A 26,703-nucleotide genomic window follows, 5' to 3' on the forward strand; every position below is an offset into this window, starting at 1 on the left:
TATTACCTCGGCAATAAAGTATTAGGCGAAAGACAATTAAAGTGGAGCTATGATCAGGATAGAGGTACAAGGAGGTTTGTGATGGATAAACCGGATGCCCGACATCTCAGCATCGAAACGCAAGATTACCTGCGCCAGCAAGCGATTCGACTACGACAGCAGGGAAAGCAAGTGAACGATATTAGCGAATATTTGGGCGTGCATCGTAACACAGTCTCAGAGTGGTGGTGGCAGTATGAACACTACGGCGATGCTGCCTTATCCCAACAAGTGCGAGGACGGCAGGTTGGAGAGGGACGGATTTTAAGTCCGCAGGAGGAATCCGAAGTCCAAGCGGCCATACAAGGACATTTTCCGGAAGATTATGAGATTGACCATGCGTTATGGACACGCCAAGCGGTGCAATTGTTAATCGCACAGTTGTGTGGTGTGACATTGCCGATTCGAACCGTAGGGGAGTATCTCAAACGCTGGGGATACAGCCCTAAGAAGCCAGTTCAGCGAGCCTATGAACAAGACCCGAAAGCAGTGGAAAACTGGCTGAATCAGGAATACCCAAAGATTGAGCAACAGGCCCAGCAGCAAGGGGGCCAAATTGAGTGGGGAGACGAATCTGGGGTGTGTTCAACCGAGTATGGGGGACGGGGCTATGCCTTGATTGGTGTAAAGGCAGAGATTCGTCCAAGTCAACGCAAACGGGAACGAGTCAACTATATTGCCAGTGTGGACAACCAAGGGTCGGTGCGATTTATGGTGTACAGTTGCAAGCTGGATGCCACCGTGTTTCTCCAGTTTTGTCAACGCTTAATTGCGCATCACCCTGGCAAACTCTTTTGGATTGTGGATCGCCATCCTGTGCATCGACAGGCACGAGTGCAAGAATGGTTGGCGCAACACGACCAGCAGATCGAGATGTATGAGTTGCCATCTTATTGCCCAGAGTTAAACCCGGTCGAGTACTTGAATCAGGATACAAAGCAACTCATTCATGACAAACCCCCAACTCGTCACCCCGGTCAACTCAAGCGGCGTCTGTTATCTCAATTGCGAAAGTTGCAGAAGTTGCCTGCTCGCGTCAAAAACTATTTCAAGCATCCATCGATTGCTTATGCTGCATTGTAGAATTCACTCTATTTAATTGCCGAGGTAATAAGTACACAAGACTGTATTAAAGATTGCTGTTGGAAGACCACAGAGTCCGACCAAATATCATCAGGAACAACACACAAAGGGTCTGACAAACCATGAAAAAGGGTCTGACAAATAAGATGCTGAAAAACTTCAATCAACCTCAATTTCCGGCTAATCAGATACCTACTAGAAGTAACAGACCTCGAATGTTGCAATCATCTACATCGGGAGTAGCAGTTTCTGTTCCCCAAGGCACTGATCCAGACCACACACTTGAAACCTCTCCCAGTCAGGCACCTAACGGATATAACCAGGTGACTATTCTCAATGTTAATATTCACAATTTAGCTTTTGATGATTTTCTCAAACATCTCCACCATGGAATCGTCTTCACGCCCAATGTCGATCATTTGATGAAGTTACAGCGAGATCCTGAATTTTTTAGAACATATCAGTTGGCAGATTACAGAATTTGTGATAGCCAAATTTTGATCTATGCTTCACAGTTTTTAGGAACCCCAATTCAAGAAAAAATTTCCGGGTCAGATTTGTTACCTGTTTTCTGTCGATATCATCGAGAAAATGAAGATATCAAAATTTTCCTCTTAGGTGGAGGAAAGGGCGTTGCTCAGTGTGCCCAACAGAAGCTTAATCAAAAAACTAGACGTCGCATCATTGTTGCTGCCCATACGCCATCCTTTGGTTTTGAACACAACGAAGCTGAGTGTTTGGAAATTGTCAAACTTATCAATCAATCCCAAGCCAATGTATTGGTGGTTGGCGTTGGAGCCCCTAAACAGGAATTCTGGATCGTTAAGTATCGAGATCAACTTCCCAATATTGATATTTTCCTAGGATTGGGAGGCGCGATCGATTTTGCTGCGGGGGCTAAGCCGCGATCGCCCCAGTGGATCAGCGACGTGGGACTGGAATGGCTCTATCGACTGGTTTCAGAGCCGAGAAGATTGTGGAAACGCTATTTGATTGATGATTTTCCTTTTCTTGGACTCCTTCTGTTGCAAAAGCTCAAACTTTACCGATCCCCCTTTAAGCCTCAGTGGTTTAAACCCTAATTCCCAGACTTGAAGTCTCGCTATCAATCATCCCAATACGCTTCAAAATCAATTGTTCTCTAGTGCTCTCTGGCGTCATCAACAGCATTTACAGTGCGAGTGATCCTTCCTATGCGAGTCATTATTGTGGCTGAACATGCCTCGGCGAAATTTGGGGGTGAGGCATTTTTACCCCTCCATTATTTTCGCCTCTTGCGTCAACGGAATATTGATACTTGGTTGGTGGTTCATGAACGAACCCGATCGGAACTTGAACAGTTGTTTCCGGATGCCCTCGATCGTATGCACTTTGTGCCAGATACTTGGGTGCACTTGCTGTTATTTCGCCTAAGCCGCTTTTTACCACGACGGATTGGAGAAGCGACAACAGGGCTTCTCATGCACCTTCAGACACAATCGTTACAGCGTCGAGTTGTGCGCCAGTTAGTGCGGCAGCATGCCATTGATATCGTCCATGAACCGATTTCGGTCTCTCCCAAGCAGCCGTCCCTGATGTACAACGTAGGGGCTCCTGTGATTATGGGGCCGTTGAATGGGGGAATGAACTATCCACCCGCCTTTCGCGATCGTCAGAGCCAAGTCGTAGATACCTTTTTAACCGTAGGACGCTGGGCTTCTAATCTAGCCAATCGCTTGATCCCTGGGCGGCTGCGGGCAAAAGTCGTTCTAGTGGCCAACGATCGCACCGCTAAGGCACTCCCCCACGGCATCCAAGGCAAAGTCATCGAATTGGTTGAAAATGGCGTAGATCTGACCATTTGGCCGAGCCGCGAGAAACCCAGTATTCCACAAGCATCTGATCCATCGGTGCCTAGATTCGTCTACGTCGGTCGGCTAATTGATTGGAAAGGTCTTGATTTGTTGCTAGCAGCCTTCCGCCCCGTTGCCGATGCTACCGGAGCAATTTTAGACATTATTGGCGATGGAGCCATTCGAGAAAACTTAGAAGCCCAGGCTCACGCCTTTGGACTACGGGATCAGGTCATTTTCCATGGCTGGTTATCGCAACCCGTCTGTGCGGAACGCTTGCAACAGGCCGATGTATTTGTTTTACCCAGTTTGCTGGAATGTGGCGGAGCGGTCGTTTTGGAGGCTATGGCGATCGGGTTGCCAGTCATTGCAACTGCTTGGGGGGGGCCAATGGATTACGTCACTCCAGAGTGCGGTATTTTAGTGGAACCCACCTCACCCGCAGACTTTGTACAAGGGTTGACTGAAGCGATGTTACAGTTGGCACAATCCCCCGAATTGCGATCTCACATGGGACAAGCGGCTCAACGCCGGGTTCAGCAGCAGTTTGACTGGGAGCGAAAAATCGATCGAATGATTGAGATTTATCAGCAAACCCTCGAATACCCGAAAACTGCGTCGCAACCTTTGGCCACCCTGTCTTCCCACCGAGCATAGGCGTGCAAAGTGTTATGTGATCTTTTAGCCCGTGAATATTGGGGAGATTCCCATTGAACTATCATATTACGCTTAGTCGATCGATTGATTTTGCGACCATTGCTCAGGAAGCTGCGGCTGGACAAAGCCCTCGCCATGCCATGGGTCTATTACGGGATAAATTAAGTGCAATTGTGCATCATCCCACCCACGAAGTTATCCGTTTATCAGATAAGCTGTGGGCCAAAATTGCAGGGACTCCCCAAAGCTGGGCCCTTGCCCGTCGTTTGGCTCATACATTGACCTCGGAAGATGTAGTTTTTTGTACAGGGGAGGACATTGGGATTCCGATGGCAGCTTGCTGTGGAGCCTATTCTAATCGACCTAAAATTGCTGTATTTATTCATAATCTTGATCGGCCTCGGGGATTTCTATCCGCCAAGCTCTTTGCCCTAGCCCATCGCGTTGATTTATTCATTACCAATGCCCCCGCCCAAGCGCACTATCTCCATTCGCGTTTAGGAATTCCGATTTCAAAAATTTTCCTTTTAACTGAGCATATTGATACACAATTCTTTGTCCCTGGACAGTCTGATTGCCAAACAGCTAAACCGATCCTTGCCAGTGTGGGGTTAGAGAATCGGGATTATCGCACGATCGCCCAGGCAACCCAGGATTTACCCGTTGAGGTTCGCATTAGTGGCTTTTCCCGTGATGCTAAGGCGTTAGCCCGCGCATTTCCGAAGGTAATGCCTGCCAATATGAGCCGTCAATTTTATCCATGGACAGAGTTACGGCAGCTTTATTGGAATGCTGATTTAGTCATTGTCAGTTTGGTAGAAAATAAATTCTGTGCTGGCTTGACGGCTATTCTCGAAGCGATCGTCTGTGGCAAGCCCTTAATTGTGACACGTACCCATGGCTTATCAGGCTATCTCGAACAAATTGCTCCGGTGTGTGTCGTAGATCCGGGCGATGTTGTTGGAATGCAGCAAGCTATTGTAAGGGTTTTGAGTAATTTGGATCACGAGCAGGAACTGGCACAGCAACGAAGAATAAAGCTGCTCCAACGCCACACCATGGAGCAGTATATTGAAACGTTGGCGACACAATTGACCTCGCTCGCTCCAGGGTCTTCTCTCCCGCAAGGGCGGAGGCTGAACGTTATGATGTAATGGCTCAGTTAGCCTTCTCTGTGCGAGCAGTTGTTTGCAAGCAGTTGTTATTGTTGTTGACTTTGCTGGAATCGCGAAAACTGGTGTACCCCAAGCTCTAACGTTCTGTGCCTTTTAAAAAGATACTATTACTCCAGAAGTCTAGGAACAAATGTGGGGGTTCGTTGTTGGGGTTGCCCTTTGTTGCATCCTTCAAACGGCGGATTAAGTATGCTCCCATCCACAACATATCCGTCATTGCTGCATAGAGCCAACCGTGGTTTTTTACAAAGTAGCGACGACGGGAATTAAACCAGTATTGGGGACGACGTTTAGTCGGTTTTGTTGCTACCATGCCAGAGCTTTGACCCACCAAGTGAATGACTCGACTTTGGGGCACATACCAGCAGGGCCAGCCTTGTTTTTGGGCTTGGCGACAAAAATCAACTTCTTCAAAGTACATAAAGTACTTCTCATCAAGTAATCCTGCGTCTTCAAACACTTCCCGACGCACTAAAATACTGGCCCCAGACAACCAATCGGTTGGACAAGTTTCCGTGACAATGGGGGGGGCAACTTCCCATGCTTTCAACAGCCGAGTCACGAATCCTACATGCAAGCCGTAATCTAGTTCACTCCAGATGCTGGGAAAGCGAAAAGCCGAGTGTTGCGGTGTACCATCTAGATTTTCTAAACGACTGCCCGCCAAGCCTATCATCGGATGCTGATCCATAAAATCAATCAAGGCCGTGAGTCCTGCGGGGTGCACGATCGTATCGGGATTCAGCAACCAAATGTATTGCGGGGGATGGGGAGCCGTTAGGGCAACTCGAATGGCGGCGTTGTTGCCAAAAGCAAATCCCCCATTCCGATCGAGGGGCATTAGGGAAACCCAACTGGCCCAACGATTCTCGGCGATCGCAGCAGCAATTTTATCGACTGACCCATCCTGGGAATCGTTATCCGTCACAACAACATGGGCACCTGGGATCGCTTGAATTTCAGGTTGTAGGGATCGCAAACTATCGATCGTCAATCCTGGCGTTCGATAGTTCACGATCACCACTAGCAGACGACTAAAATCTTGCTGAACGAATGAACAAATCATAGTCAATTGTTTAATAGATTCAATTACTTTTGCCAACTGAACTTATGTTTCCATTGTAAAAACGGAGTTTCATAAAAGCGGTAGCTCAGTTCAGCAACCCCGATCGTGACGAGCGAACCCACTAAGAACAGAGGGGGCAAGAAAGGGATGAGGAAACGCGATTGCACTGCTTGTAAGACTGCAGCAACGATCGAAAAAATCCAGAGGTGGTAAAGATAAATTCCATAGCTAATCTGTCCAATGTGAACAATCGGTTTATAGCTCAGGACGGATTTGAAACAGTGGTCTTCCCGAACAACTAAGCTCCCTAAACCCAGGGTCATTACAATCTGAATCAATAACCTGGGCCAACCCGATATATCACTAGGAGCAGCATACAACAAAATAAAAAGAAGACTAAAAAAAACGAGCGGGGCGGAGCGTCGTCCTAATCCTTGGAAGAGCAGCGAAAATGACTGGGGTCGATGTAATAGGTGAGCTAGAACAATCCCGAGACAGATTGGCATGAAGGTAGAATCTAAGATTTCTAGGTGGGGGGCTTCTGGCTGACCGTATAGTTTGGCAAATAAGGGATCAAACAGACCAAAGTTAATACATTGGTTAATGACCAGCATCAACCCTAAGCTGACATAGACCCAAACTCGTTTACAGTATTTTTCGATCGCAGGCCAAATCAAGTAAAACTGTTCTTCAGCTGCTAATGACCACATCGATCCCAAACCGTTAGCTTGGATCAACGACCAATTAGAGAGATAGGTCACATACCAAGGTAAAGCCGCAAAAAAAGATGCACTCCCTGAACTAGTGGACTGCCAGAAACCATAAACGAGTCCTAAACAGAGGAGTAATCCGTAATACCCAGGAAAGGTACGCAACGATCTACGGACATAAAATTTTCGTAATGAAATTTTTCCTGTTTTCGATTTTTCCCGAAGCAGTAATGTGACAATTAAAAAACCGCTTAGTACAAAAAAGAGATCGACCCCCAGGAAGCCTCGAGTCAATAGAAGCGGCATATTACTGGGTTGGGAATGGTGCCACAAGACCGCTAAGATACAAAAGCAACGAATCCCATCTAAGGAGCCAAAATGCCGATTGCTGAGAAAGCGATCGTAGGAGGATTGGGAAACAGAATAAAGCTTTTGCTGATCTGATGAATCTAAAACTTCGGGAAGATGCATAAGTGATTACAATCTAGAAAAAACAACAGCTATTCAACCACCAGTCTCAAATTGCGAGAAATTCAATTGATCCAAAGTCTTGTAAATTACATTACAAGCTTCCAGCTAGAGTCATAGTCTTTCAACGCAACCTTTACTTTGGCAATCCTTGGCTTGGGAGATTGACATTTTAAATGGATAGCTATTCCGTCTATTCTGGTAAGCTTAGAGGTCTAGAAAGGAGGTCTAGAAAGTGATTGAGTAGTAAAGTGCAGCTTCGTGAGCTAAGTTTATCAAAAATAGGATTGAAGATTAGATGAATTTTGTAAGGAGATGACAAAGTATCAATAAATTTAAAAGCATTCCCTACCACTTTCTTTCCATAATGCTGTGAAAACACGCGGCTACTCACGATTTCAGAGATTTATTCAATTAAGCAGACAATTGCCTGGTTACAAAAATTGCATAAAGCAGATTTGAACGAATACTCATACTAATTAGATGTTTAACTCTCCCAGAGTAAGGCTTGATGTCAATCCCTCTGAAGATGGATATAAATTGATGAGTCTCCATCATTAGAAATAACTACTTTAATGACTATTTTGCGGATGAGTCACTTGACTAATAGCTTTAGAGATTCATAACGTGAAAAATAAAGGTTCTGACACAATACAAGGAGTTTCCACAATGCGGCAAGTTTTTTCTGTTCTTTCTGCCCGATCGTTGCCCTATGCCGAAAAAGCAATTGAAAGTTTATTTAAGCACGCTATCGAACCGCTGCATCTCACCTTAATTACAGATGATGCTGATGATCGCAAACAGATTTTCAATTCGTTAGTCCAGATTCCTAACCCGTTCAACCATCCTTGGCAAGTGTTCGACAAATTAGCGGCTGACGAACGGGCAGCAGAACAATTTAAAGGCTACTCCCACCTCCAGGCATTTCGCAATGGCCATCCCTGCTGGCGCAAAGTAACTGATCCCCTTTTGTTTAGCCCAGCAGGCACGGAGATGATCATTTTAGATCCAGATCTCTATTTTCCAAACCCATTTACCTTTGAACCCACCCCCGATCAGCAACTTCTATTAACCTGGCAACCCCCCAACTGTTTATTTCCACCTGAGGTGGTTCAAACTGCTCTCAAGTTATCAATTCCCTTGGCCAATCATGTTGATATTGGTATCGCACAGGTCAAAGCACCGATTGATCTCGACTGGCTCGATTGGCTGATCCAGCAGTTAGGGGGAACCAGTCTGCCCCGCATTGCTCACGTTGAAGCAATTATCTGGTCAGCCCTCGCAATGCGAATGGGCGGCGGATACCTGAATCCCCAGCAATGGCACTGTTGGCAGCATCGCCAATGGAAACGGTTACTCCTAAAATTAGGGGTACCTGGAGTTCAGCTACTTCGCTTACAGAAATGGAACTCTATGAAATGTTTTCATGGAGGGGGCGTGGCAAAGTGGTGGATTATTGATGCCTATCGCCAGGGATGGCTCGATCGATCCCATCGGCTCGCTCAACCCACTTCCACGACTCCGTTCATTGAACTTACATCCAGCCAATACCATCGAGAACAACGGCTGAAGCATCTGCTACGGAAACTAGGCTATTATGCCTTGTCTAATCATTAAATGACAGTGAATGGAATATCTTCCCTCCAATGTATAGGGAATCTTCTAGAAAATAACTACTTTCGTGAAAAGGAATGGTTGGACTCTAAATACTGAGGTTGAAGACGATTGGTTGGAGGCAAAAGTTGCTCAGCAGTCTGTACACTTATTCCACCCTTACCCATATATTCAGGTTCAATTTCAGTTGCAATAAGCCCCGACAAACTCCCCAAAGCTAACACATATACAGTATTTCCCATATTATTCACTAAGTTATCTGTCATAAAACAAATTAAAGACATAGAAATGGCAGCAGCGGGAGCAATTTTGGGGTGAAACCAAGTTTTTGCAGGAAAATAGTAGATAAACAAAACGATCGGTAAAAACATGACGGTCGTAATGCTGGCAATTCCCATTAATCCATTTGTACCAAACACAATCACCCAGAAACTATCTGTCACAGATACATCTTTACCATATTCATTAAAAACCCGTGCTCTGCCCCAACCACCCCAACCGAATACAATGCGTTTCCGTGCCTTCGTCACTAATGCTTTTTCCTGATCCAATCTAAATTGAAGAGATTCGGCTCGATCAGGGTTGACTGCCGTAGAGAAAAAATTAGTAATTTGATCCCCATTGAATGAGCCTGTTGTTGCAGTATAGAGGTAGGTACACACTAGGCCCATCAACAGTGTCATCAGAACAGATGTCTTAAGAAATCTTGCTATTACCATTACTGCAATAGATAGCAGTAGGTATAGCCAAGCGCCTGTTGACTGAATGATGATTACAACAAATAGTAGAAAAGATACAATTTTTTTAATCGAAATATTCCAGATTGTTTTGAGAGTCCCTGATTGCCAAAGCCAGATTCCAATAATTGTCGCGATCGACATCCACAATGCAACTGATAGTCCATGTAGATTAAAGACAAAAGGACGATATCCCCCTTTACGAATAGATTGTTGGAATGCATAGTCATTGACTGGTATGCCATAGATCCAAAGATGAAGCTGTGGGCTCATTCTAAATTCAAATAAGCATAATGGTGCGTAAACAAAACCTCCTGCCACAATTCCGACGGCTAAAGTTCGTAGGCCGGTAAGATTTCCCAAATATAGTCGGCCAAAAAAATAAGGAACTCCCCAGTAAGCACATTGTTCAGATGCAGCCCGAAACCCGTCATATGCACCTAGTCCATTATCCAGTGAAGTAATAAAAGGACAAGTACACCAAACTAACATCGGAATGTCAATCCAGCTAGGACGAAAGGTTTTGACATAATACCAATCCAGCAAAATTGCCGATGCACAGACTGCATAGCAGGTTGCTGTCATTTTGCCGTAGGCAGGTAGTCCTGGAATGAGATAGGCGTATACTGGCAAGAATAGATAAGCTGTAATGAAGCTAATAACCAGTGCTCTTTGAGGAGGTAAATGCTTGAAGAGAAAAAAGACGACTCCAAGCCAGCCAAATAATGTAATTGGAATCAGAATAAACATATATGTAGAGCCTGGTAGGGGTCTTCAAACGCCTCTTGTAGTTTAGAAATTATAATGAAGAATTAGGGCATCCATAATTTATGTAGAGGCCAGCTAAACCCCAAACTATAACGAATCAATACCATACCTGTGATACCAGCCAGAAAAAGCAATGTCGTCACTATATCTTGCTTCAAGGTATTCAATTTTTCTTGAAACATTCCATAGGAAATTACACAATAGAGAGGTATATCATTCAGCATGATGACTAGAATGACACCTAAAACTCCTAAATGGGAATAGGCAAAGGGTATTCCCAAACTAGTCCATAGCAATTTGCCCGCGTTCCCAAAAGTTTGGTATTGCGGTTTACCTAGAGCAAACAGAATGGGATAGGTCGTTTGAAACAAGATATTTGGCCACAGTCCCAGCGCCAGTAAAGGTAACATCCAAGTTCCATCACCATAACGTTGGTCATACATGATTGAGATCGGTAAATCGCCAAAGGCAACAAAAAATCCTAGACCCGCTGCAATTGCTAAGAGAACCGACTGTCGATTTTTCAACAGTTTATGGTGTAGCTCAGGACGCGGGAGATCAATCAGTTGAGAAACCGCCGGAAACAAGACCCGATCGGCCAATAGTGCCACAATATTACGCGGAAGATCGGAAATTGCAACTGCAACACCATAAACACCCAAAAAGTGCCAAGAAATCAGCTTTCCCGAAAGAATCCGATCGATTTGACCGGCTAAGAAGGTCAGCATGGTCGAAATCAAAATCCATCGTCCAAAATGGAAAAACTCCTTGGCATAACCTTTATCCCAGGCAAATCGATTGCGATACTTCGGGATCAGGAAATGAGACCAAACTGCTTGGATCGTTTGACCCACAAGATAACTGATAACTAGTGCCCAAATATTACGGAAAAAAATTGCAATTGCAATCGTAATGGCAGTAGAAACCAGTTGATTTTTTAATTCAAAAAAAGAAAATGATTTGGGATCTAGATTACGAGTTAGGGTAAAGATTGAAGTGGAATGAAAGCTACTAATAATGCAACTGACCCCGACGATCGGGAGTAGCCACATTAACCTCGGTTCGTTATAAAACTGAACCGCCGGGAGTGCAAACGCTAGGCAGCCTAACCAGACAATCACCCCTCGAATAACTTGTGCAGTCCAAACTGTATTCAGTAACTTTGGGTCATCTCCCTTTTCATGACGGACAATCATCGGGCCTGAACCAATATCCGAGAAAAGGTAAAGACCATTCATAACAATGTAAACCAGGTTCATCAACCCAAAAATTTCCGGAGATAGCAGGCGAGTCATGACCAAACTGCTACCCAACCGGACGACAATACTTAATCCATAGATGGCAATACTCCAAACAGCCCCTTGAATGGCAACTTTTCTGAGGTTCGAGGAGTTTTGGAAAAAAGTTTGAAATCGCCCACGCAACAGTTGTAGAGAAAGTTTAGACATAATTTTTCAAAATACAGCGTTAAACCTATCAGGATTAAGCGTTAAACCTGGAGAAGATCTGAATCTTGGGGCAACTCATCATTCAGCATAGAACAAGAAACCCCTACTAATTGTCCAGATTGAAAGAGATTAATCAATTTTTGCGCTTCTTTAAAGGCACTGTGTTGGCGTAAAACTTTTTGCTGACCGATTTCTCCCAGATTCGCTAAGCGAAAAATCGGACATTGAAGAACTTCTGTCATTGCTTGGGTTAAAGCCTCGATCGATCCTGCTGGGATCAACCAACCGCAGTTCCCCGGTTCCACCAACTCTGGAATACCTGCAATGTAGGTACTAATTACGGGTCTACCGAGGGCCAAGGCTTCCATAATCACCACCGGTAAGCCTTCTGCAAAACTGGGTAATACTAGTGCCCTTGCCGATCGCAGATACGATCGCACTGTTTCGCTACTGGCCCAACCCGTAATCGTAATGTGTTCTTGTAACCCATAGCATTGGATTAAAGATTCCAATTGTGGCCGCAACTCTCCGTCGCCCACCAGCGTCAGTTGTAGGTCTACTCCTTCCATAACCAGTTGACGAACTGCTTCCACTAAGAGTAACTGTCCCTTGGCAGCGCACAACCGACCTACACAAACCAAATGGGGCGTCTCAGGAATGGGCGTCATCGGTTGATTAAGAAAGTCGTGATCCAAACCACAACGAATAATCTGAATCTTCGACCACTGATCCGCAGGACACCAGCGATAAATCTGACTGCGGCTAAAGGAACTAATCGTTGCGACAAATTTAGCCCGCTTCACTTTTTCCGCTAACTTCATCGTCTGGGGCCGATCAAACTCATCCGGCCCATGCACCGTAAAACTATAGGGTGGCCCACCTAGGGCATGACATAGGCAAGCAACCGCCGTCGAATTCGACCCAAAATGGGCATGCACATGGTCAACCTTTGCCTTCGTCAGCCATTGCAGCAGCGTACAGGCTTCTAGGAAATAAATCAGGTGTCGTAAAATCCCGCGATCGGATTTCCAGCCCAACTGCATGGCAAGCTGCACTGCTTGAAAAAAGCGAATCGGCTGACTCAGAAAAACCTGAAAGCTGGTGATCAAGATAGCCCAAAGCCCTTGATTCAAGATGATGCGCGTTTTTTTCAGTTCTTCCAAATCCGCCGGATCAACCAATTCACTGGCACAGGAACGGATGGAAAACCGCTGCACGTCTAGGCCCGCTGCTTCCACCGCTGCAATTTCCCGCCGAATAAAGCTATGACTAACTTTAGGATACTGGTTAACCAAATAGGCAACTTTCACAGGACTTTCATCTAAAGAAGAAACAGACCTCATAGCCATGTACCAAATCAGTAGAGCGCAACTATTAAGAACGGGAAGAGCGAGCAACCTCCTTCGTATCACGTTGGGTACGCACCCAAGCCGATTGAGGACGAACTAAAAACTTAAAGTAAAGTGGAATTTTCCAAACCAGATAGATTGGAATAGCCAGCAATTGACGGAAAGAGACCATTTGCCGACAAAACTGATACCAGGCTGTGAGGACGCTCACCATCAGAAGCCCCCCAGCGGTACCTAAGATCAGGGTTGGTAACCAGAAATGACTGAGCCAGCCAGCCGAAACCGACAGAACCCAGCATCCAGCCCAAACCATCACCAATAAGGCTAAGGGAGGAATGCTTAAGTCAAGGGCGATCGCAGCTAATTCTAGACGCCGTTGTCGCAGGGATTCCTTCAGCAATACCCAGACTTGTTTTTGTAATGTTTTTAAATGTCCGTGCTCCCAGCGAGTCCTTTGGCTTTGGGCAGCCGATCCTTCCGAGGGCAGGAATCCGGTCACTTGCCCCTGCGAGGTAAACTTCGGTAAATGTCCTGCGATCGCCAAATCAATGGCTAATTGCATATCTTCAACTAAATTGCCTCGATCGAGAAATGCATCGGCAATAATATCCCAAGGGAAGGCCATCCCGTTTCCCGTCAACAAGCAGGGAAACCCTAACCGCGCTAGACCCTGGGGACGTACCCAGTTCTTTACCGTAAAAGCTAACGCAGAAATGGCATCCTTAGGCTTGGGCGGATTGTGGGGCGGATAGAGAAGATAGAGTGCTTGAATCGGGCGATGCAGGGCGATCGTTTGGCGAGCTAGATGATCGATCGTGCCAGGGTGCACTGTACCGTCGGCATCAAAAATAATGACTGCCTCCGGAGGATGCTTGGAAAGTTCTTGCAGGCCATAATTCAGAGCATAGCCCTTGCCGCGTCGCAGGGGATCATGGCGTTCTAACACGATCGCGCCTTGGGTTCTCGCAACAGCGGCTGTGTCATCATCACAATTGTCCGCCACAACAATCAAGCGATCGCCAGGATGGAGCTGTGCTTGAATCGTTTGCAGCGTTGGAATCATCCCCTCTCCTTCGTTATAGGCCGGAATTAAAACATCTAGAGAAGGACGACTATGATTCAAAGGGGGCGAATCGCTTGATCCAGGAAAAAGTGCTGCAATACATTCTAGAAAAAGTACGCCAATGGGAATCAAAATTCCTACAGCACACCCCAGAAGTATCCAGTTGAAAATCTGAGCGACGGAAGGCCATGTCACCACAGACACAAACAAACTGCAGGCATCATGTGCGGGAAATAATGACAGCAAAAACGCCTCTAGAGGGGAACTGCCTAATAACAAGATAGAATCTCCATATAATCAATTCTCCACGCTTCACTTTCAATTTGTCCCACAGACTCCCTTAATGTAAGGATTTTATACCCACGGAGTTAACTATCTAGCGAAGGAGTTTTTGATCGCCGATCGGATACCCGAGGCTCGGCATGATAGATCGGTTTTTGGTATCCATAGGACATACCAGAAACAGAACGAGGATGGTTTGTGACGACGCCTAAAACAGGCAGTTGAAATTCTTGTAACGTGGTCAAGGCTTGCATGACAATCGATCGCTTAGCCGTTCGAATTCCCACCACCATCAACAAGCCATCGGCATAGGCCGTTAAAAAGCAGGAATCCGTTAAGCCTAAAAGATGAGGAGAATCGTAAATCACCAGATCAAACTGCTCACTTAAATACTCCACTAGCTGCTTCATTTGTTGAGACGCTAACTTGCGCGGTGAATCCGCCGAAAAATGGCCTGCCGTCATCACCATGAGGTTTTCAGTATCGGGAGCAGACTGGATGCACGTTGCCAAATCTTGCTTCTGCTCAAGAATTTCCGCTAATCCCGCATTGTTATCTAATCCCAGATGAGCATGAACCTGCGGCATACGAAAGTTCGCATCCACTAATAAAACTTTTTGTCCCGCATCCGCTGCGGTCTGGGCTAGCTGTACTGCGATCGTTGTTTTTCCTTCCCCAGGAGATGCAGAACTAATCACCAGCGATCGAATCGGCTGCGAGGCTCCAAGAAACCGTAATCCTGCCAGCAAATTATTAAAGGATTCACGAAATAAAGTATTGTGCATCACACTTAGATGAATGCGATGCAACCAGTTATAGGAATTATCTTCGCTCAGGTTGATCTGACGACTGTAGGGAATGACGGACACCACAGGCACCTTAACCGCATCCTGCACATCCTCCGTGACAAAGAAGATATTACGAAATTTTTCCAAAAGAACCGCACCGAGAATACCCAAAATTAAACCACCCACGGCCCCCATTGGCACCTTCTTCTTAATATCTCGGGGCATGGGTACCGGCTGACCATTTTTATCCAAGGGCAGGGCTGGTTTAGCAGCTAGTTGCCAGGGAACCTCCTTTTGCGCTGCCTCAACACTCAACGTATCGCGTTGAAGCGTTAATTGATTCAACGTGCGGGTTGCAATTTCTAATTCCCGTTGGTACTCGTTGTATCGCCGAATGATTTGCGGAATTTGCTCAATTTTCTGACTGGTATCCTGTTCTGTACTGGCTAAGGCGCGGCTGCGAACTTCCAAAACTTGAATTTGATTGGCTGCATCTGCCAGTTGTTTGATGAGATCTAAGCGCACTGAATTTTGAAAGGCCAAGACTTGGGGATTGCCCGTGTCCCGAGACTGGGATCGTCCCACAATCCGTTGCGTCTCCTGGGCCAGCAAGTTCGCTAAATTACGTCGCTGATCTTGGAGTGCTATCACGACCGGACTTTCTTCACTGTAGCGAGCATCTTTAATGGCCAGTTGGCTATCAATTTGCTTGAGATCCGCCAGCAACTTTTGATAGGTTGGATCTTGGCTGAGGACGGAGGCGGCGATCGCTTCTTGGGGCGAAAGCTGAAGCTGGTTTTGCAGTCTGGCATATAAAACACGCTGCTCCTGCAATTCTCTAACCGCATCTTCCCGCTGTGTTTTAACCGTTAAAGCTTGCTTAACTAATTCATCGCCGCTACTACTGGGATTGGTCAGCCGATAGCGTTCCTGTAAGCTCTGCATCGCTTTTTGTAGAACTGTTACTCGCTGCTTTAATTCCGGTAACTGCCCCTCAATAAACTCTACTCCCCCACTAATCCGAGACTTGCGGGCTTCGAGACTATAGTCAAGATACTCCTGAGAGAGGGCATCTAAAACAGCTTTGACTTGATAGGGATTGCCGCTCTGGTAGGTTACATCAATTAATTTCGTGTTATCCAGTAGGTTTGTCCCAATGCGCTGCACGACTAATTGTTTCGAGCCGATCGCTTCAACTAGGGCATCGGTGGTGAGAGTGGGATAATCTTTCTTGACCCGTTCCGCCACTTTTGATAGCAAAGTGGGACTCTGCAAAACTTGCAACAGGGTTGGGTAGTCTACCGTAAACGAGGATGCTTCGCCACCCCGTGACAGAACGGAAGGATCTGTCAGTCTAGCTTCTCCCGTAATCGGTTCCACCAAAAGACGAAAGCCCCCAGAATAGGATCGTGGGGCTTTAAGACTTTTCATCGCTGTAAATGCTGTTAAGGCTGCCGCAATTCCTGCAACAAGTAATAGATTGCGCCGGATGGTTCTCCTCAAAGGGCGCAGGTTCAGTCCTTTCTGAATGCGCTGTAGATCAGAGGGTTGATTGGGGTCACTATTGGAAATCACTAACTCTAATCGCCCTTTCCCCTCTTTAAAAGAGACGACTGGCGATGATTCCTTGACTTCCATGTTCTCCTCACCTCTGACCATAACAACCCCCTTGCATTAGATACCCAATTGTAATTTCTAACTTTTATAACAATGAAATTTTTACGGCTCCAGGTTTGTAGCAAGACTTAGCACAAGACCTAACCCTTAACCAAAACCTAGCACTTCAAATCGTCCTAGAATCCTAGTAGCTTGAATACCCCTAATGCCCCTGTAATTGGGCTAAGGAGAACACTCAGAAAATCAGAGGTTCTAGCTAGAGAGTTCGGTTTGACCACAACGATATCATTGTTTCGCAAAGGGGGGTTTGCTTTCTCGTTCAGCCCTTCAGAAAAGTCGATCGCAACACTCGTTCGCGTAACGGTTCCATTCAAATTGAGCCGGATTAGTTCCACATCCCGTTTCCGAGCGCGTCCATCTTTAAACCCACCCGCCGCCAAAATTGCTTGGTTTAAAGACGTATTAGGCGGAAGATTCAAAGAACCGGGTGTGGTCACTTCCCCTACTACGCCAATTTTGATCAATTCTGGTGAGAAGTTGCTTTTAGCGACTTCCAGCGCTTCTTGGGGGAGAAGATCTTTCGCCTCAGGAATCAGGATCGCATCGCCATCCCGCAGCGAGAGATCCTGTTGCTGTTCAGCGGATTGTAAAAACTTCCATAGATCGACATTGAGGACTTCTTCTTGCCCCTGACGCGGCGATCGCCGTACTTGGATGTTACGAATATTGGCCATTTGCGTCACTCCGCCGGCTGCTTGAATCGCTCGGGTCAGGGTCGGCCATTGACTACCTACATCATTGCCACCTTGACGAGTGCTCAAATTAGCAGTGGAACTTTCATCACCGATCGGTCGAATAATGTAGGATCCCGGACGATTTACTTGCCCTAGAATGGCAATTTTGAGGGGACGAGGGGAAACCGTATTCAATGTAATGATGGGATTACGAATAAACCGAGCATAGCGCTGGGATAAGGTGGCGGCGGCTTGGGGTAAGGTCAGACCCGCAACCGGAACCGTCCCTACCCAGGGCAAGTTCAAGGTGCCATCCACCAACACTGTGTAGCGATCTTCAAGTTTTAGCTCTGGGGTATCGAAGCTATCAATGCGCAGGACATCTCCAGCTCCCAAGACGTAGGCATCTCCCAAACCAGGATTCTCGTCCACTGGCACGATCGGCAACTGAGCGGGTTGGGACAGGGGAACCGTGGAGGGAGGAAAGTTAGGCGGCGTTTTAGGTAGATCTGTTGATCCTAAATTGCTGGACTGAGTATGGCCATACCCTGGAAGAGTCACCAAGACGATCGCCAATCCTCCCCCGATCCCGATCGCAGACCAACTGCTGACCGCACCTTGAATCCCGAAAGGAGATCGACTAAGCATTCTTTGACCTATCCCTATTAAGAGAATTAATTAAAAAACTAAAGGGTCATTATTAATCACCCACTAATGTAGTCAAAAAATCACTTTCAAACAACAACCTGTAGGTTCATTGCAAGATTTTCAATGATTAGTTAGAATAAACCACTTTTATCAATTCAGTGATCAGCTTATGCGGTCATTACATTATAAGTTTGATAGCTATAAAGTTTAGAATATGGAGTCAAGGCAATTAAGGTTTAGATTCAGTAAGATACCACGCTTGGAGGGTAATAATTTTGATTTAGTTGAGCCTTCACCGTAAGTTTACATCTTGCTCTATCTATTAAGTCATTTAAACACCTACTTACTGAGAGGACTTGAAACTTAAGTACGCTTTTAATTCAGCTTTTAATAATGATCTAAATCATTTTTCAAATCGATATACGGCAGATTGCGTAACGACAAAGAACCCATACACCACCTAAAGAACCCATACACCACCTGGAGCCTAGTCTACAGTGGGCTGCTGTATCGATCAATCAGCAAGGGCTACATTCACTCAAATCAAGATTTCGTTGCATAGTTCGTATTCCAGAACAATCCTACCAGTTGTCATCAAGCTAAAAGTTTGAGACTTGATTGAAAGCTGAATTGAACAATATAGATCAGGTTAATTAATGGGTCAGGGTGCTATCTTTCCCATGACCCTACCCATACTTTTGTAGGGATTTACGAGTTTATGAGTTTAGAGGGGTAGCCAAGACATTAGTTAAGATTTTCCATCCCCCTTTTCTTGCAGAGAAGATGGATGGAAAATCCAAAGGAGTCAACAATTTTGATTTGATGGGATTAATTTGCTAACAAGGCATCACTTTGTCCGATCGCCGTGAGCGAGCGCGTGGTTGATGCAATTTCGGAGATGATGTGCCAAGGGCTGCACGTTGGGATCCTTAAGAATTCCAAGATGATCTCCCGGAATATCAAAGGCATCGACGCCCAAATCCGCAAACCGATCCCAGCCAAAGAGGGGATCAACTTCGATCGATTCAAATTCCCCGCGATCGAGGGCACGAAATAGCGTTACTTTACCGGGATAGGAACTCGGTTGGTAATTTTTGCCAATCTGTCGCCGAAACTGTTGCCGTAAATCATCGATCGAGTCTGCCGTTTCTTCGCCCGAGGATTCCCTAGAGATGCCTGAATAGCCCACTTTGGCCTTCAGTCTAGCCCCTACTTTTTCCAGTAAATAGGTTGGGCCTTCCTGCACTAACTTAGCCAAGTGCTGGGTAGCTCGCTGCGATCGTGGCAACTTGAGCGAGCAGTCGGGAGCCAAGGTGTCAAACATCGCAAGCAGCGCGACGGTTTCCCCTTGAGCTTGCAGGAGTTGCGCCATTTCGTAGGCGACCATTCCCCCGAAGGACTCCCCAGCTAATAGGTAAGGCCCGGTCGGTTGAATCGTCCGTACTTTTTGGAGATAACGTTCTGCGACCTGTTGCACTGAACCCAGTTGATCTGTAACCTCAAGCCCTTCCGATCTCAACAGATCCACTTCTTCTTGTAAGTACAATCCGTAGACCGTTTGATCTACCCCAATCGCCTTTGCCAGATCGTAGTACAGCAAAATGCCATAGACACAGAACAGGGGTGGCTTGTCAGAAGTTCCTTGTTGCAGCGGTACCAACCATTCCTGGGGAGCCGCAATGCCGTAGGAGCGAATTAATTCAGCCTGCTGTTCGATCGTGGGTGCTTGCAGCAACGTTGCCAGGGGCAGAGCGGTTCCAAAGACATTCTCAATTTTGCTAAACAGTTGCACCGCTAACAAAGAGTGACCACCCAGATCAAAAAAGTTATCACAAACGCCAATGGGATGAATTCCTAACACCGCTTCCCACAGTTGGGTCAGCTGCAATTCTAAATCATCCCGCGATCGCACTAATGCACCTTGGGATTCCTGATGTAATTGAGCATCTTCCACGATCGGCAGTTGGGAGACATCGTAAGCCCCCCGATCGGTTAACGGGAGCTTGGGCAACGTTATAAAGACGGATGGAATACCATAACTGGGCAATTGCTCTTTAAGAAAAGTCGCCAAATCACTCCCCGTCACAGCCTGATCCAAAGGGGGCACAAAGTAAGTGACAAGGTGCTGTTTCCCTTGACTATCCAATTGCGCAACCACACAGACTTCTGAAATAGCTGGATGCTGGTGTAGACATTGTTCAATCTGTTCCAGATGAACCCAAAAATCTCGAATCTTGATTTGCCGATCGCCTTGTCCCAAACGTTCAATCTGTCCATCCACTTGGTAACGAGCCAAGGTGGTGGTGCGATAGAAACTCATTGGAGCATTAGACCCAAAACGCAAGCCAATCCAGTCTGCCGACCAGCGATCGTCCACGGAAATTAAGCCAGGAATTTCGACATACAGCGTCCCGATCGCCCCCGCAGGTAAGAGTTGATGGTGGGCATCTAAAACCACCCGATCTCCAAGCTGGCTAACCCGTTCTCTAGCTAAGGCTGCACCTTGCGTCGGAGCAAGAGTAAACCAGTCTCCGATCGGAAGGAAGTCGCTCAGCGGATCACTACAGTAAATCTGGCATTGGGGAACGATTTGCAAAAACCGTTGCACCTGGGACGGAGACAGATCCGTTCCTACAATCCAAAGACGACGCAACGAAGCCAACCGGACAGAGGATCGATCCACTAGGCTGACCCACAGATTCACCCATTGATTAAAACAAGGACTGGTGAGCCAGAGGTCAGAGATCCCCGATTGGTCGATCGATTGCGCGACTTGGGTAGGTGCTGTGCTTAGGGTTGACTCTGGATGCAAAACGATCGTCTGTCCTTGAATTAACCCACCCCACAATTCATGCAACGCTAACCCAGAATCCAGTGGCGCAAGGGACAGTACGATCGCAGAAGCTTCAGCATTCCCCTCAGCATCTACCGCAGAATCCACCCTTGCAGCCATCAACAGCGCTACTAGCCCCCTGTGGGAGAGGGCTAATCCCTGATGGACATCCACAATGCAAGCCAAGCTGTCCTCCACCAAATCCAGATCGAGATTACTGGAGGCATACTGTGTTAGACCATTTTGCAGACTCCCTAGGGCGATCGTGGGAACGGGCATCGAGTCCGTAATGGCACCATCGAATTGCGTTAGCAACCATTGAATATTCGCTAAAGTATGCGATTGCTCAGCCCATGGCTTGTCAGGATGCAACCACAGGAAGGCAGCCCCTAGCTTGAGCAATGCAACGCTAGCAACCACTAAGTCAATTGATTTCGGTAATGCCACGGCCACCCGATCGCCCTTTTGCACACCGATCGTCTGTAGATGGCGAGCCCATTGATTCGCCCGTTGATTCAGTTGGCTGTAGGTTAGTGGGGTTACATTCACTCCTACGATCGCCACCGCCTCGGGGCACCGTTCTGCCTGGAGTTCAATCTGGCGATGGAGGAGAACAGACTGAACGGATTGAGCCACAGACAACACTTGCGAGTCCCGATTCCAGGCTGCACTTGCCAACCGTTGGGCCTGTGCCTCCGGCGTGAGCAACGGTAATTCATCAATCCGCCGATCGGGATTGGCCACAATCTGTTCTAACAGGGTTTGGAAATGACCCAACATTTGGGCGATCGTCGCCGCATCAAACAGTTCCGCATTGTAGTCAAAGACCGCCCCCAGACCTTCATCCTGCTCCCGCATCACCAGAATCAAATCGTATTTGGTTTGACCGTGATAGATGTAGCCAAACAGCGACGTCATCGTCAAATCCGGTAGCTGTACAGACGCCATACCCCGCCCATTGGACCAAGGCGGATTGAGGGCAAATTTCACTTGAAAGAGGGACAGTAAGTTTTGCCCTTCAGGACGAAGTTCTTCAATGATTTTTTCAAACGGGACATCTTGGTGGGCATAGGCTTTCAACGTCGCTTGGCGCACCCGATCGAACAACTCGCGAAAGGTGGGATTACCGCTGCACTGGGTTCGCAGAATCAACGTATTCGAGAAAAAGCCCAGTAGTCGCTCAGTTTCCACTTGGCTACGCCCCCCGCTGGCAAAGCTGATCAGCAGTTCCTCTTGCTGGGTGTAGCGATAAAGTAACAATTCAAATGCCGCTAGTAAGACCATAAATAATGTGCCGCCTAACTGCTGGCTCAGCACGGTTAACTGGTCATTCAATCCCTTAGGCAACATCCGGGCACTACGATCGCCTTTGTAAGTTCGAATAATAGAAGGCCGCAGTTGGTTATAGGGAAGATTCGCAATGGGTAAACTGCCCGACAGTTGCTGTTTCCAGTAGCTCAATTGCCGATCGAGAACCTCGCCCTGCAGCCAGTTCCGTTGCCAATGGGCAAAATCAACATACTGGATCGGTAGCGGGGCTAACGGGGAAGGTTGGCCCGCGATCAACGCACAGTAAATGGCTGTGAAGTCCTGATAAAACACATCGGAGGAGGCCCCATCACAGACTAGACAATGCAGATTCCACAGTAAAAAATGCTCATCTGACCGCAACCGTAACAACAAAAGCCGCAACATGGGGCCATTGTTTAAATCGATCGGGTGGTGGGCTTCCTGGGTGGCAAGGCGATGGGCCTCAGCCTTTCGTTGTTCCTCCGGTAGGTGTTGCAGATCGACGATCGGCAAATTGATCTTGACCTCCCCATGAATCACCTGGGTTGGCTGACCATCTACCACTGGAAACGTCGCCCGAAGCACTTCATGGCGGTTCACAACTGCTTGAAGACTCTGCTCCAACACCGCAAGATTCAAGTTGCCAGTAAACTGTACCACCACGGGCATGTTGTTAGAAGAACTCTGCGGCTCAAACTGTTGCAACATCCAGAAGCGCTGCTGGGCAAAGGAAAGCGGTAATTGTCCTGATCGATCAATTGGCACGATCACGGGTAATTGTGCATTGGCACTCGCGATCGCCTGCTGCAAAAACTCAATCAGTTCTGCTTTGCGAGCTTTCATTGCAGCCAACAGATCTCCTGACAGGGCATCCTTGGCTGCACGGTAGCGAAGCCGATCGCCCTCCAACCACAATTGCACCTCCCGTTGACGCAATTCCGATAGAAGTTCATCTAATGTTGCAAGTCCCATGATCTCAAATCTCCCCCTTCGCTAATGCCCCAAAGTAACGAACGAACTGCAGATATAACGGAATGACTGTTCCGCTTATAGTTCGCCCTCTTCATAGTCGTCAGCACCGTCTACGATCGATGCATTACCCGACTGAGTGGCCCAGCGCAAAGCTTCCACTCGATTGGCTAGCTCAGCCACCGTGGGTAAATCAAACAGGCTGGGTAGGGGAATTTCAACTTGGAGCGCAGGACGCAGGCGGGACACAATCTGAATGGCTAACAGGGAATACCCACCTAGCTCAAAGAAATTGTCGTGAATGCCGACCCGATCGAGGCTCAACACATTGGCCCAAATTTCCGCGATCGTTTGTTCTACGGGTGTGCGAGGAGCAACATAACTTTCGATCAAATCTCGCCGAGTCGCCTCTGGTGTGGGTAAGGCTTTGCGATCGACCTTACCATTGGGCGTTAGGGGCAGGGTCTCCAAGACCATGAAGGCATTGGGCACCATGTAGTCCGGCAGTTTGCCTTTCAAAAACTGGCGCAGGTTTGCTGTCAGATCTGCACTGTTCCCCTGGGGCACAACGTAACCCACCAACGTTTTTTCGCCGGAGGTTTCTTCGCGCACGGTTACGATCGCTTCTTTGACCCCTGGTGCTTGCAGCATGGTCGCTTCAATTTCGCCCAATTCAATCCGGAAGCCCCGCACCTTGACTTGGTTATCAATGCGTTGGAGATATTCCAAATTGCCATCGGGTAACAGTCGGACTAAATCCCCAGTGCGATAGAGACGACCGTTCGGCTGGGCGCTCAAACGATCGGGGATAAACCGTTCCGCTGTCAATTCGGGCCGATGCCAATAGCCCCGTACCACCCCTGTGCCACCGATATACAGTTCACCTGGTACACCGATCGGTACCGGCTGTTGGCATTCATCCAACACGTAGACCTGGGTATTGGCGATCGGTCGCCCGATTAAAACTTGGGTGGCATCTGGGGACACGGGATAACAGGTAGACCAGATTGTGGTTTCCGTTGGCCCATACATATTCCAGACTTCCTTCACCCGTTGGGTCAGATCCTGCGCCAAGGGTAAAGTGAGCGCTTCTCCACCGCAGAGGATTTTCAAATTCGGGGAGATTGTCCAACCTGAAGCTAGGAGCAATCGCCAAGTAGCAGGGGTGGCCTGCATGATTGTGGCTTGCGATCGGGCCAAGGTGTGCAGCAGGGCTTCTCCATTCATGGCCGTGGCACGACTGACGAGAACCGTGGTTGCACCCACAGTCAGCGGCAACAGCAATTCCAGCACCGCAATATCAAAGGACAGCGTGGTCACGGAGAGAAGGACATCCTGAGCTTGGATACCCGGTTTTTGCGCCATGGTTTGCAAGAAGTTAACCACTCCTCGGTGGGGAACCTGTACGCCCTTAGGTTTGCCCGTGGAGCCGGAGGTGTAGATGACATAGGCCAGATGATCCGGCGTCACTGGGGAAGCCGGAGATTCACTGGCTTGCTGAGCGATCGTCGGCCAATCGCGGTCGAGGAGCAGGGTGGCCAGTTCACCCGACGGAACTTGGTGGGCCACTGTACTATCGGTCAGCAACAGGGCTAACTGAGCATCAGCCATCATGTAGGCCAGTCGATCGGTTGGGTAACTGGGATCGAGGGGAACGTAGGCTCCTCCCGCTTTCAGAACTCCCAGCATCGCCACCAGTAGCTCTGGCGATCGCTCTAGGCTAATTCCCACCAACGTATCCGGCCCCACCCCTTGGGCTTGCAAATAATGGGCCAGTTGATTGGCACGGCGATCGAGATCGCCATAGGACAGGCGTTGCTCTTCATACATCACTGCCGTGGCTTCTGGCGTTACGGCAGCCTGCTGGGCCACGAGGTGGTGAATGCAGACATCCGATGCATAGGGAACTTGGGTTTGGTTCCATTGCTGGATCTGTTGCCACTCCTGCGGCGGCAGCATGGACAACTGCCCGATCGCTTGATCGGGAGCTTGCACGATCGCGCTCAGCAGCGTTTCCAATTCCGCCATCCGTTGCTGAATGGTTGCGCCGTCAAATAAATTCGTGTTGTATTGGCATTCCAGGGTCAGCCGACCGTTCAATTCCGTTGCATTGACAAACAGTTCAAAATTCTCGTAGGCGCGGGGATTGGAGAAAAACTCCACTGTCAACCCATCAAAGGGTAATTTACTGCTATCTAAGCCCTGGTCAATATTCAGCAGAATTGGCGCGAGGGGGATGCGGCTGGGATCACGGGGAATGCGTAGCTTTTGCACCAAGCTACCGTAGGTGAATTGCTGGTGATCGTAGGCATCAAGAATGGTGGATTTCCGAGCCGCTAAATAATCCTGGAAGGATTGCTGGCTGTCCACTCGACTGCGCATTGGCAAGAGGCTTACACAATGCCCCACCAGGTTATACAATCCGCTGGCTGCTTGGCCTGCCGCCAAGACTCCTACCACGACATCGGCCTGTTGCGTCAGTCGAGCTAACCAAGCTTCAAACCCCGCAAGCAGGACGGACATGAAACTACAGCCTGCGGCTTTGCCCAATTGCTTCAGATCGGCGACCAATTGCGGCGAGAGGTCATAGTCTTCCCGATCGGCGTTGAAGGTGCGGAAGGCTGGACGCGATCGATCCGTCGGAAAATCCACAACCGGAACGGAATCTGCAAATAACTTGAGCCAATATTGCTCAGCCGCCTGAGCGTCTGGACTCGCGGCTTGATCAGCGACCTGTTGGGCATAGTCACTGAAGCGATCGATGGGTTCGAGTTCTGGTGTTGTTCCTGCTTGATATGCCGAGTAAAGTTGTCCCAAATCATTCATCAAAACCGCCCAAGACCAACCATCGCAAATAATGTGATGGGCGGTGACGATCGCGAAATGCTCGTCCGGTTGCAAACGGTACAGTTCCACCCGCACCAAGGGGCCATGCTCCAAGTCAAACGGCTCTTTGACAGCCTGTTGGCGACGTTGAGCAATCCGGTCATTACGTTCGGCCTCTGGCAATTGCGACCAATCCGCCCCCGTAATCTCCAGAACCAGATCATCGTTAATGCAGAGATGTTGCCCATCGGGACTCAGGGTCGATCTCAATGATTCATGGCGCAATACCAGGGACTGAATCGCTTGTTCAAACGCTTTGAGATCGAAGCCTCCCTTGAATCGTAGTGACTGAGACTCGTTATAGGCACAGTTAGCTTCTTGGCCCATCCGCACCGAGGCCCAAATTTCTTTCTGAGATTCTGTGGCAGGTGCAGTTAACAGAACTTCTCCATCGGCAAAAGGGTCAAAATCAACCTTAGTTGCTGTGGGATTGAGGTTGGGATGTGCTGAAACCATAGTTGAATGACGCGATAGAAAGGGTGAATGAATTGGAAAAGGCAATGGAAATAAGGTTGCAAAACTCAGAATAGTGAAAAATGGATATTAACGATAAACAATGCTGGCGAGTTGGTTAGTTTATACTATTAAGTCTAAAATAGAAATCACGAAGATAACGCCAAAGATTAGTAACAAAGCTTATAAAAGAG

Annotated in this window: 15 protein-coding genes; 5 read left to right on the forward strand and 10 right to left on the reverse strand. The window is 47.7% G+C overall.

What is annotated here, in order from left to right:
* Positions 1-81: 81 nt before the first annotated feature.
* From ACN4EG_RS07165 to ACN4EG_RS07180, 4 genes are all read left to right on the forward strand, one after another.
* Positions 82-1,122: an IS630 family transposase gene (locus ACN4EG_RS07165; RefSeq protein WP_431628649.1), complete on the forward strand. Its 1,041-nt coding sequence runs from the start codon at positions 82-84 to the stop codon at positions 1,120-1,122.
* 323 nt (positions 1,123-1,445) lie between these two features.
* Positions 1,446-2,204 (forward strand): WecB/TagA/CpsF family glycosyltransferase, encoded by a 759-nt coding sequence (locus ACN4EG_RS07170; protein ID WP_431628650.1) that lies wholly within the window; start codon positions 1,446-1,448, stop codon positions 2,202-2,204.
* 111 nt (positions 2,205-2,315) lie between these two features.
* Positions 2,316-3,611, forward strand: a complete 1,296-nt coding sequence (locus tag ACN4EG_RS07175) for a glycosyltransferase family 4 protein (RefSeq protein WP_431628651.1) — start codon at positions 2,316-2,318, stop codon at positions 3,609-3,611.
* 53 nt (positions 3,612-3,664) lie between these two features.
* Positions 3,665-4,765 carry a glycosyltransferase family 4 protein gene (locus ACN4EG_RS07180; protein WP_431628652.1) on the forward strand — a complete coding sequence of 367 codons (1,101 nt, stop codon included), beginning with the start codon at positions 3,665-3,667 and terminating at the stop codon, positions 4,763-4,765.
* Positions 4,766-4,862: 97 nt separating this feature from the next.
* On the opposite strand, the gene ACN4EG_RS07185 is transcribed toward ACN4EG_RS07180, so the two are convergent.
* Both ACN4EG_RS07185 and ACN4EG_RS07190 read right to left on the reverse strand, forming a co-directional pair.
* Positions 4,863-5,852, reverse strand: coding sequence for a glycosyltransferase family 2 protein (locus tag ACN4EG_RS07185; protein ID WP_431628653.1), 990 nt, complete (start codon positions 5,850-5,852; stop codon positions 4,863-4,865).
* 23 nt (positions 5,853-5,875) lie between these two features.
* Positions 5,876-7,033: an acyltransferase family protein gene (locus tag ACN4EG_RS07190; protein ID WP_431628654.1), complete on the reverse strand. Its 1,158-nt coding sequence runs from the start codon at positions 7,031-7,033 to the stop codon at positions 5,876-5,878.
* 666 nt (positions 7,034-7,699) lie between these two features.
* Here ACN4EG_RS07190 and ACN4EG_RS07195 point away from each other — a divergent pair.
* Positions 7,700-8,647, forward strand: a complete 948-nt coding sequence (locus tag ACN4EG_RS07195; RefSeq protein WP_431628655.1) for a hypothetical protein — start codon at positions 7,700-7,702, stop codon at positions 8,645-8,647.
* A gap of 56 nt (positions 8,648-8,703) precedes the next feature.
* On the opposite strand, the gene ACN4EG_RS07200 is transcribed toward ACN4EG_RS07195, so the two are convergent.
* From ACN4EG_RS07200 to ACN4EG_RS07235, 8 genes are all read right to left on the reverse strand, one after another.
* Positions 8,704-10,131, reverse strand: coding sequence for an O-antigen ligase family protein (locus ACN4EG_RS07200; RefSeq protein WP_431628656.1), 1,428 nt, complete (start codon positions 10,129-10,131; stop codon positions 8,704-8,706).
* A 62-nt stretch (positions 10,132-10,193) separates the two neighbouring features.
* Complete coding sequence (locus tag ACN4EG_RS07205) at positions 10,194-11,597, reverse strand: oligosaccharide flippase family protein (protein WP_431628657.1); 1,404 nt, start codon at positions 11,595-11,597, stop codon at positions 10,194-10,196.
* A 41-nt stretch (positions 11,598-11,638) separates the two neighbouring features.
* Entirely contained in the window at positions 11,639-12,940 is a 1,302-nt protein-coding gene (locus ACN4EG_RS07210; protein ID WP_431628658.1) for a glycosyltransferase, read from the reverse strand.
* 31 nt (positions 12,941-12,971) lie between these two features.
* Complete coding sequence (locus ACN4EG_RS07215; RefSeq protein WP_431628659.1) at positions 12,972-14,069, reverse strand: glycosyltransferase family 2 protein; 1,098 nt, start codon at positions 14,067-14,069, stop codon at positions 12,972-12,974.
* A gap of 308 nt (positions 14,070-14,377) precedes the next feature.
* Positions 14,378-16,717, reverse strand: coding sequence for a GumC family protein (locus ACN4EG_RS07220; protein ID WP_431628660.1), 2,340 nt, complete (start codon positions 16,715-16,717; stop codon positions 14,378-14,380).
* 155 nt (positions 16,718-16,872) lie between these two features.
* Positions 16,873-18,078, reverse strand: coding sequence for a polysaccharide biosynthesis/export family protein (locus ACN4EG_RS07225; RefSeq protein ID WP_431628661.1), 1,206 nt, complete (start codon positions 18,076-18,078; stop codon positions 16,873-16,875).
* Positions 18,079-18,925: 847 nt separating this feature from the next.
* On the reverse strand, positions 18,926-23,173 hold the full coding sequence (locus tag ACN4EG_RS07230) for a non-ribosomal peptide synthetase (RefSeq protein ID WP_431628662.1): 4,248 nt from the start codon (positions 23,171-23,173) through the stop codon (positions 18,926-18,928).
* 75 nt (positions 23,174-23,248) lie between these two features.
* Complete coding sequence (locus ACN4EG_RS07235; protein WP_431628663.1) at positions 23,249-26,512, reverse strand: non-ribosomal peptide synthetase; 3,264 nt, start codon at positions 26,510-26,512, stop codon at positions 23,249-23,251.
* Positions 26,513-26,703: the final 191 nt, after the last annotated feature.

The organism is Alkalinema pantanalense CENA528 (assembly GCF_050753345.1).
GTDB classification, from domain to species: domain Bacteria; phylum Cyanobacteriota; class Cyanobacteriia; order Leptolyngbyales; family Leptolyngbyaceae; genus Alkalinema; species Alkalinema pantanalense.

Coding starts and splice junctions, on each gene's coding strand:
- ACN4EG_RS07165 (WP_431628649.1), top strand. CDS start 82: ATGGATAAACCGGATGCCCGACATCTCAGCATCGAAACGCAAGATTAC.
- ACN4EG_RS07175 (WP_431628651.1), top strand. CDS start 2,316: ATGCGAGTCATTATTGTGGCTGAACATGCCTCGGCGAAATTTGGGGGT.
- ACN4EG_RS07185 (WP_431628653.1), bottom strand. CDS start 5,852: ATGATTTGTTCATTCGTTCAGCAAGATTTTAGTCGTCTGCTAGTGGTG.
- ACN4EG_RS07190 (WP_431628654.1), bottom strand. CDS start 7,033: ATGCATCTTCCCGAAGTTTTAGATTCATCAGATCAGCAAAAGCTTTAT.
- ACN4EG_RS07195 (WP_431628655.1), top strand. CDS start 7,700: ATGCGGCAAGTTTTTTCTGTTCTTTCTGCCCGATCGTTGCCCTATGCC.
- ACN4EG_RS07200 (WP_431628656.1), bottom strand. CDS start 10,131: ATGTTTATTCTGATTCCAATTACATTATTTGGCTGGCTTGGAGTCGTC.
- ACN4EG_RS07205 (WP_431628657.1), bottom strand. CDS start 11,597: ATGTCTAAACTTTCTCTACAACTGTTGCGTGGGCGATTTCAAACTTTT.
- ACN4EG_RS07210 (WP_431628658.1), bottom strand. CDS start 12,940: ATGAGGTCTGTTTCTTCTTTAGATGAAAGTCCTGTGAAAGTTGCCTAT.
- ACN4EG_RS07220 (WP_431628660.1), bottom strand. CDS start 16,717: ATGGAAGTCAAGGAATCATCGCCAGTCGTCTCTTTTAAAGAGGGGAAA.
- ACN4EG_RS07225 (WP_431628661.1), bottom strand. CDS start 18,078: ATGCTTAGTCGATCTCCTTTCGGGATTCAAGGTGCGGTCAGCAGTTGG.
- ACN4EG_RS07230 (WP_431628662.1), bottom strand. CDS start 23,173: ATGGGACTTGCAACATTAGATGAACTTCTATCGGAATTGCGTCAACGG.
- ACN4EG_RS07235 (WP_431628663.1), bottom strand. CDS start 26,512: ATGGTTTCAGCACATCCCAACCTCAATCCCACAGCAACTAAGGTTGAT.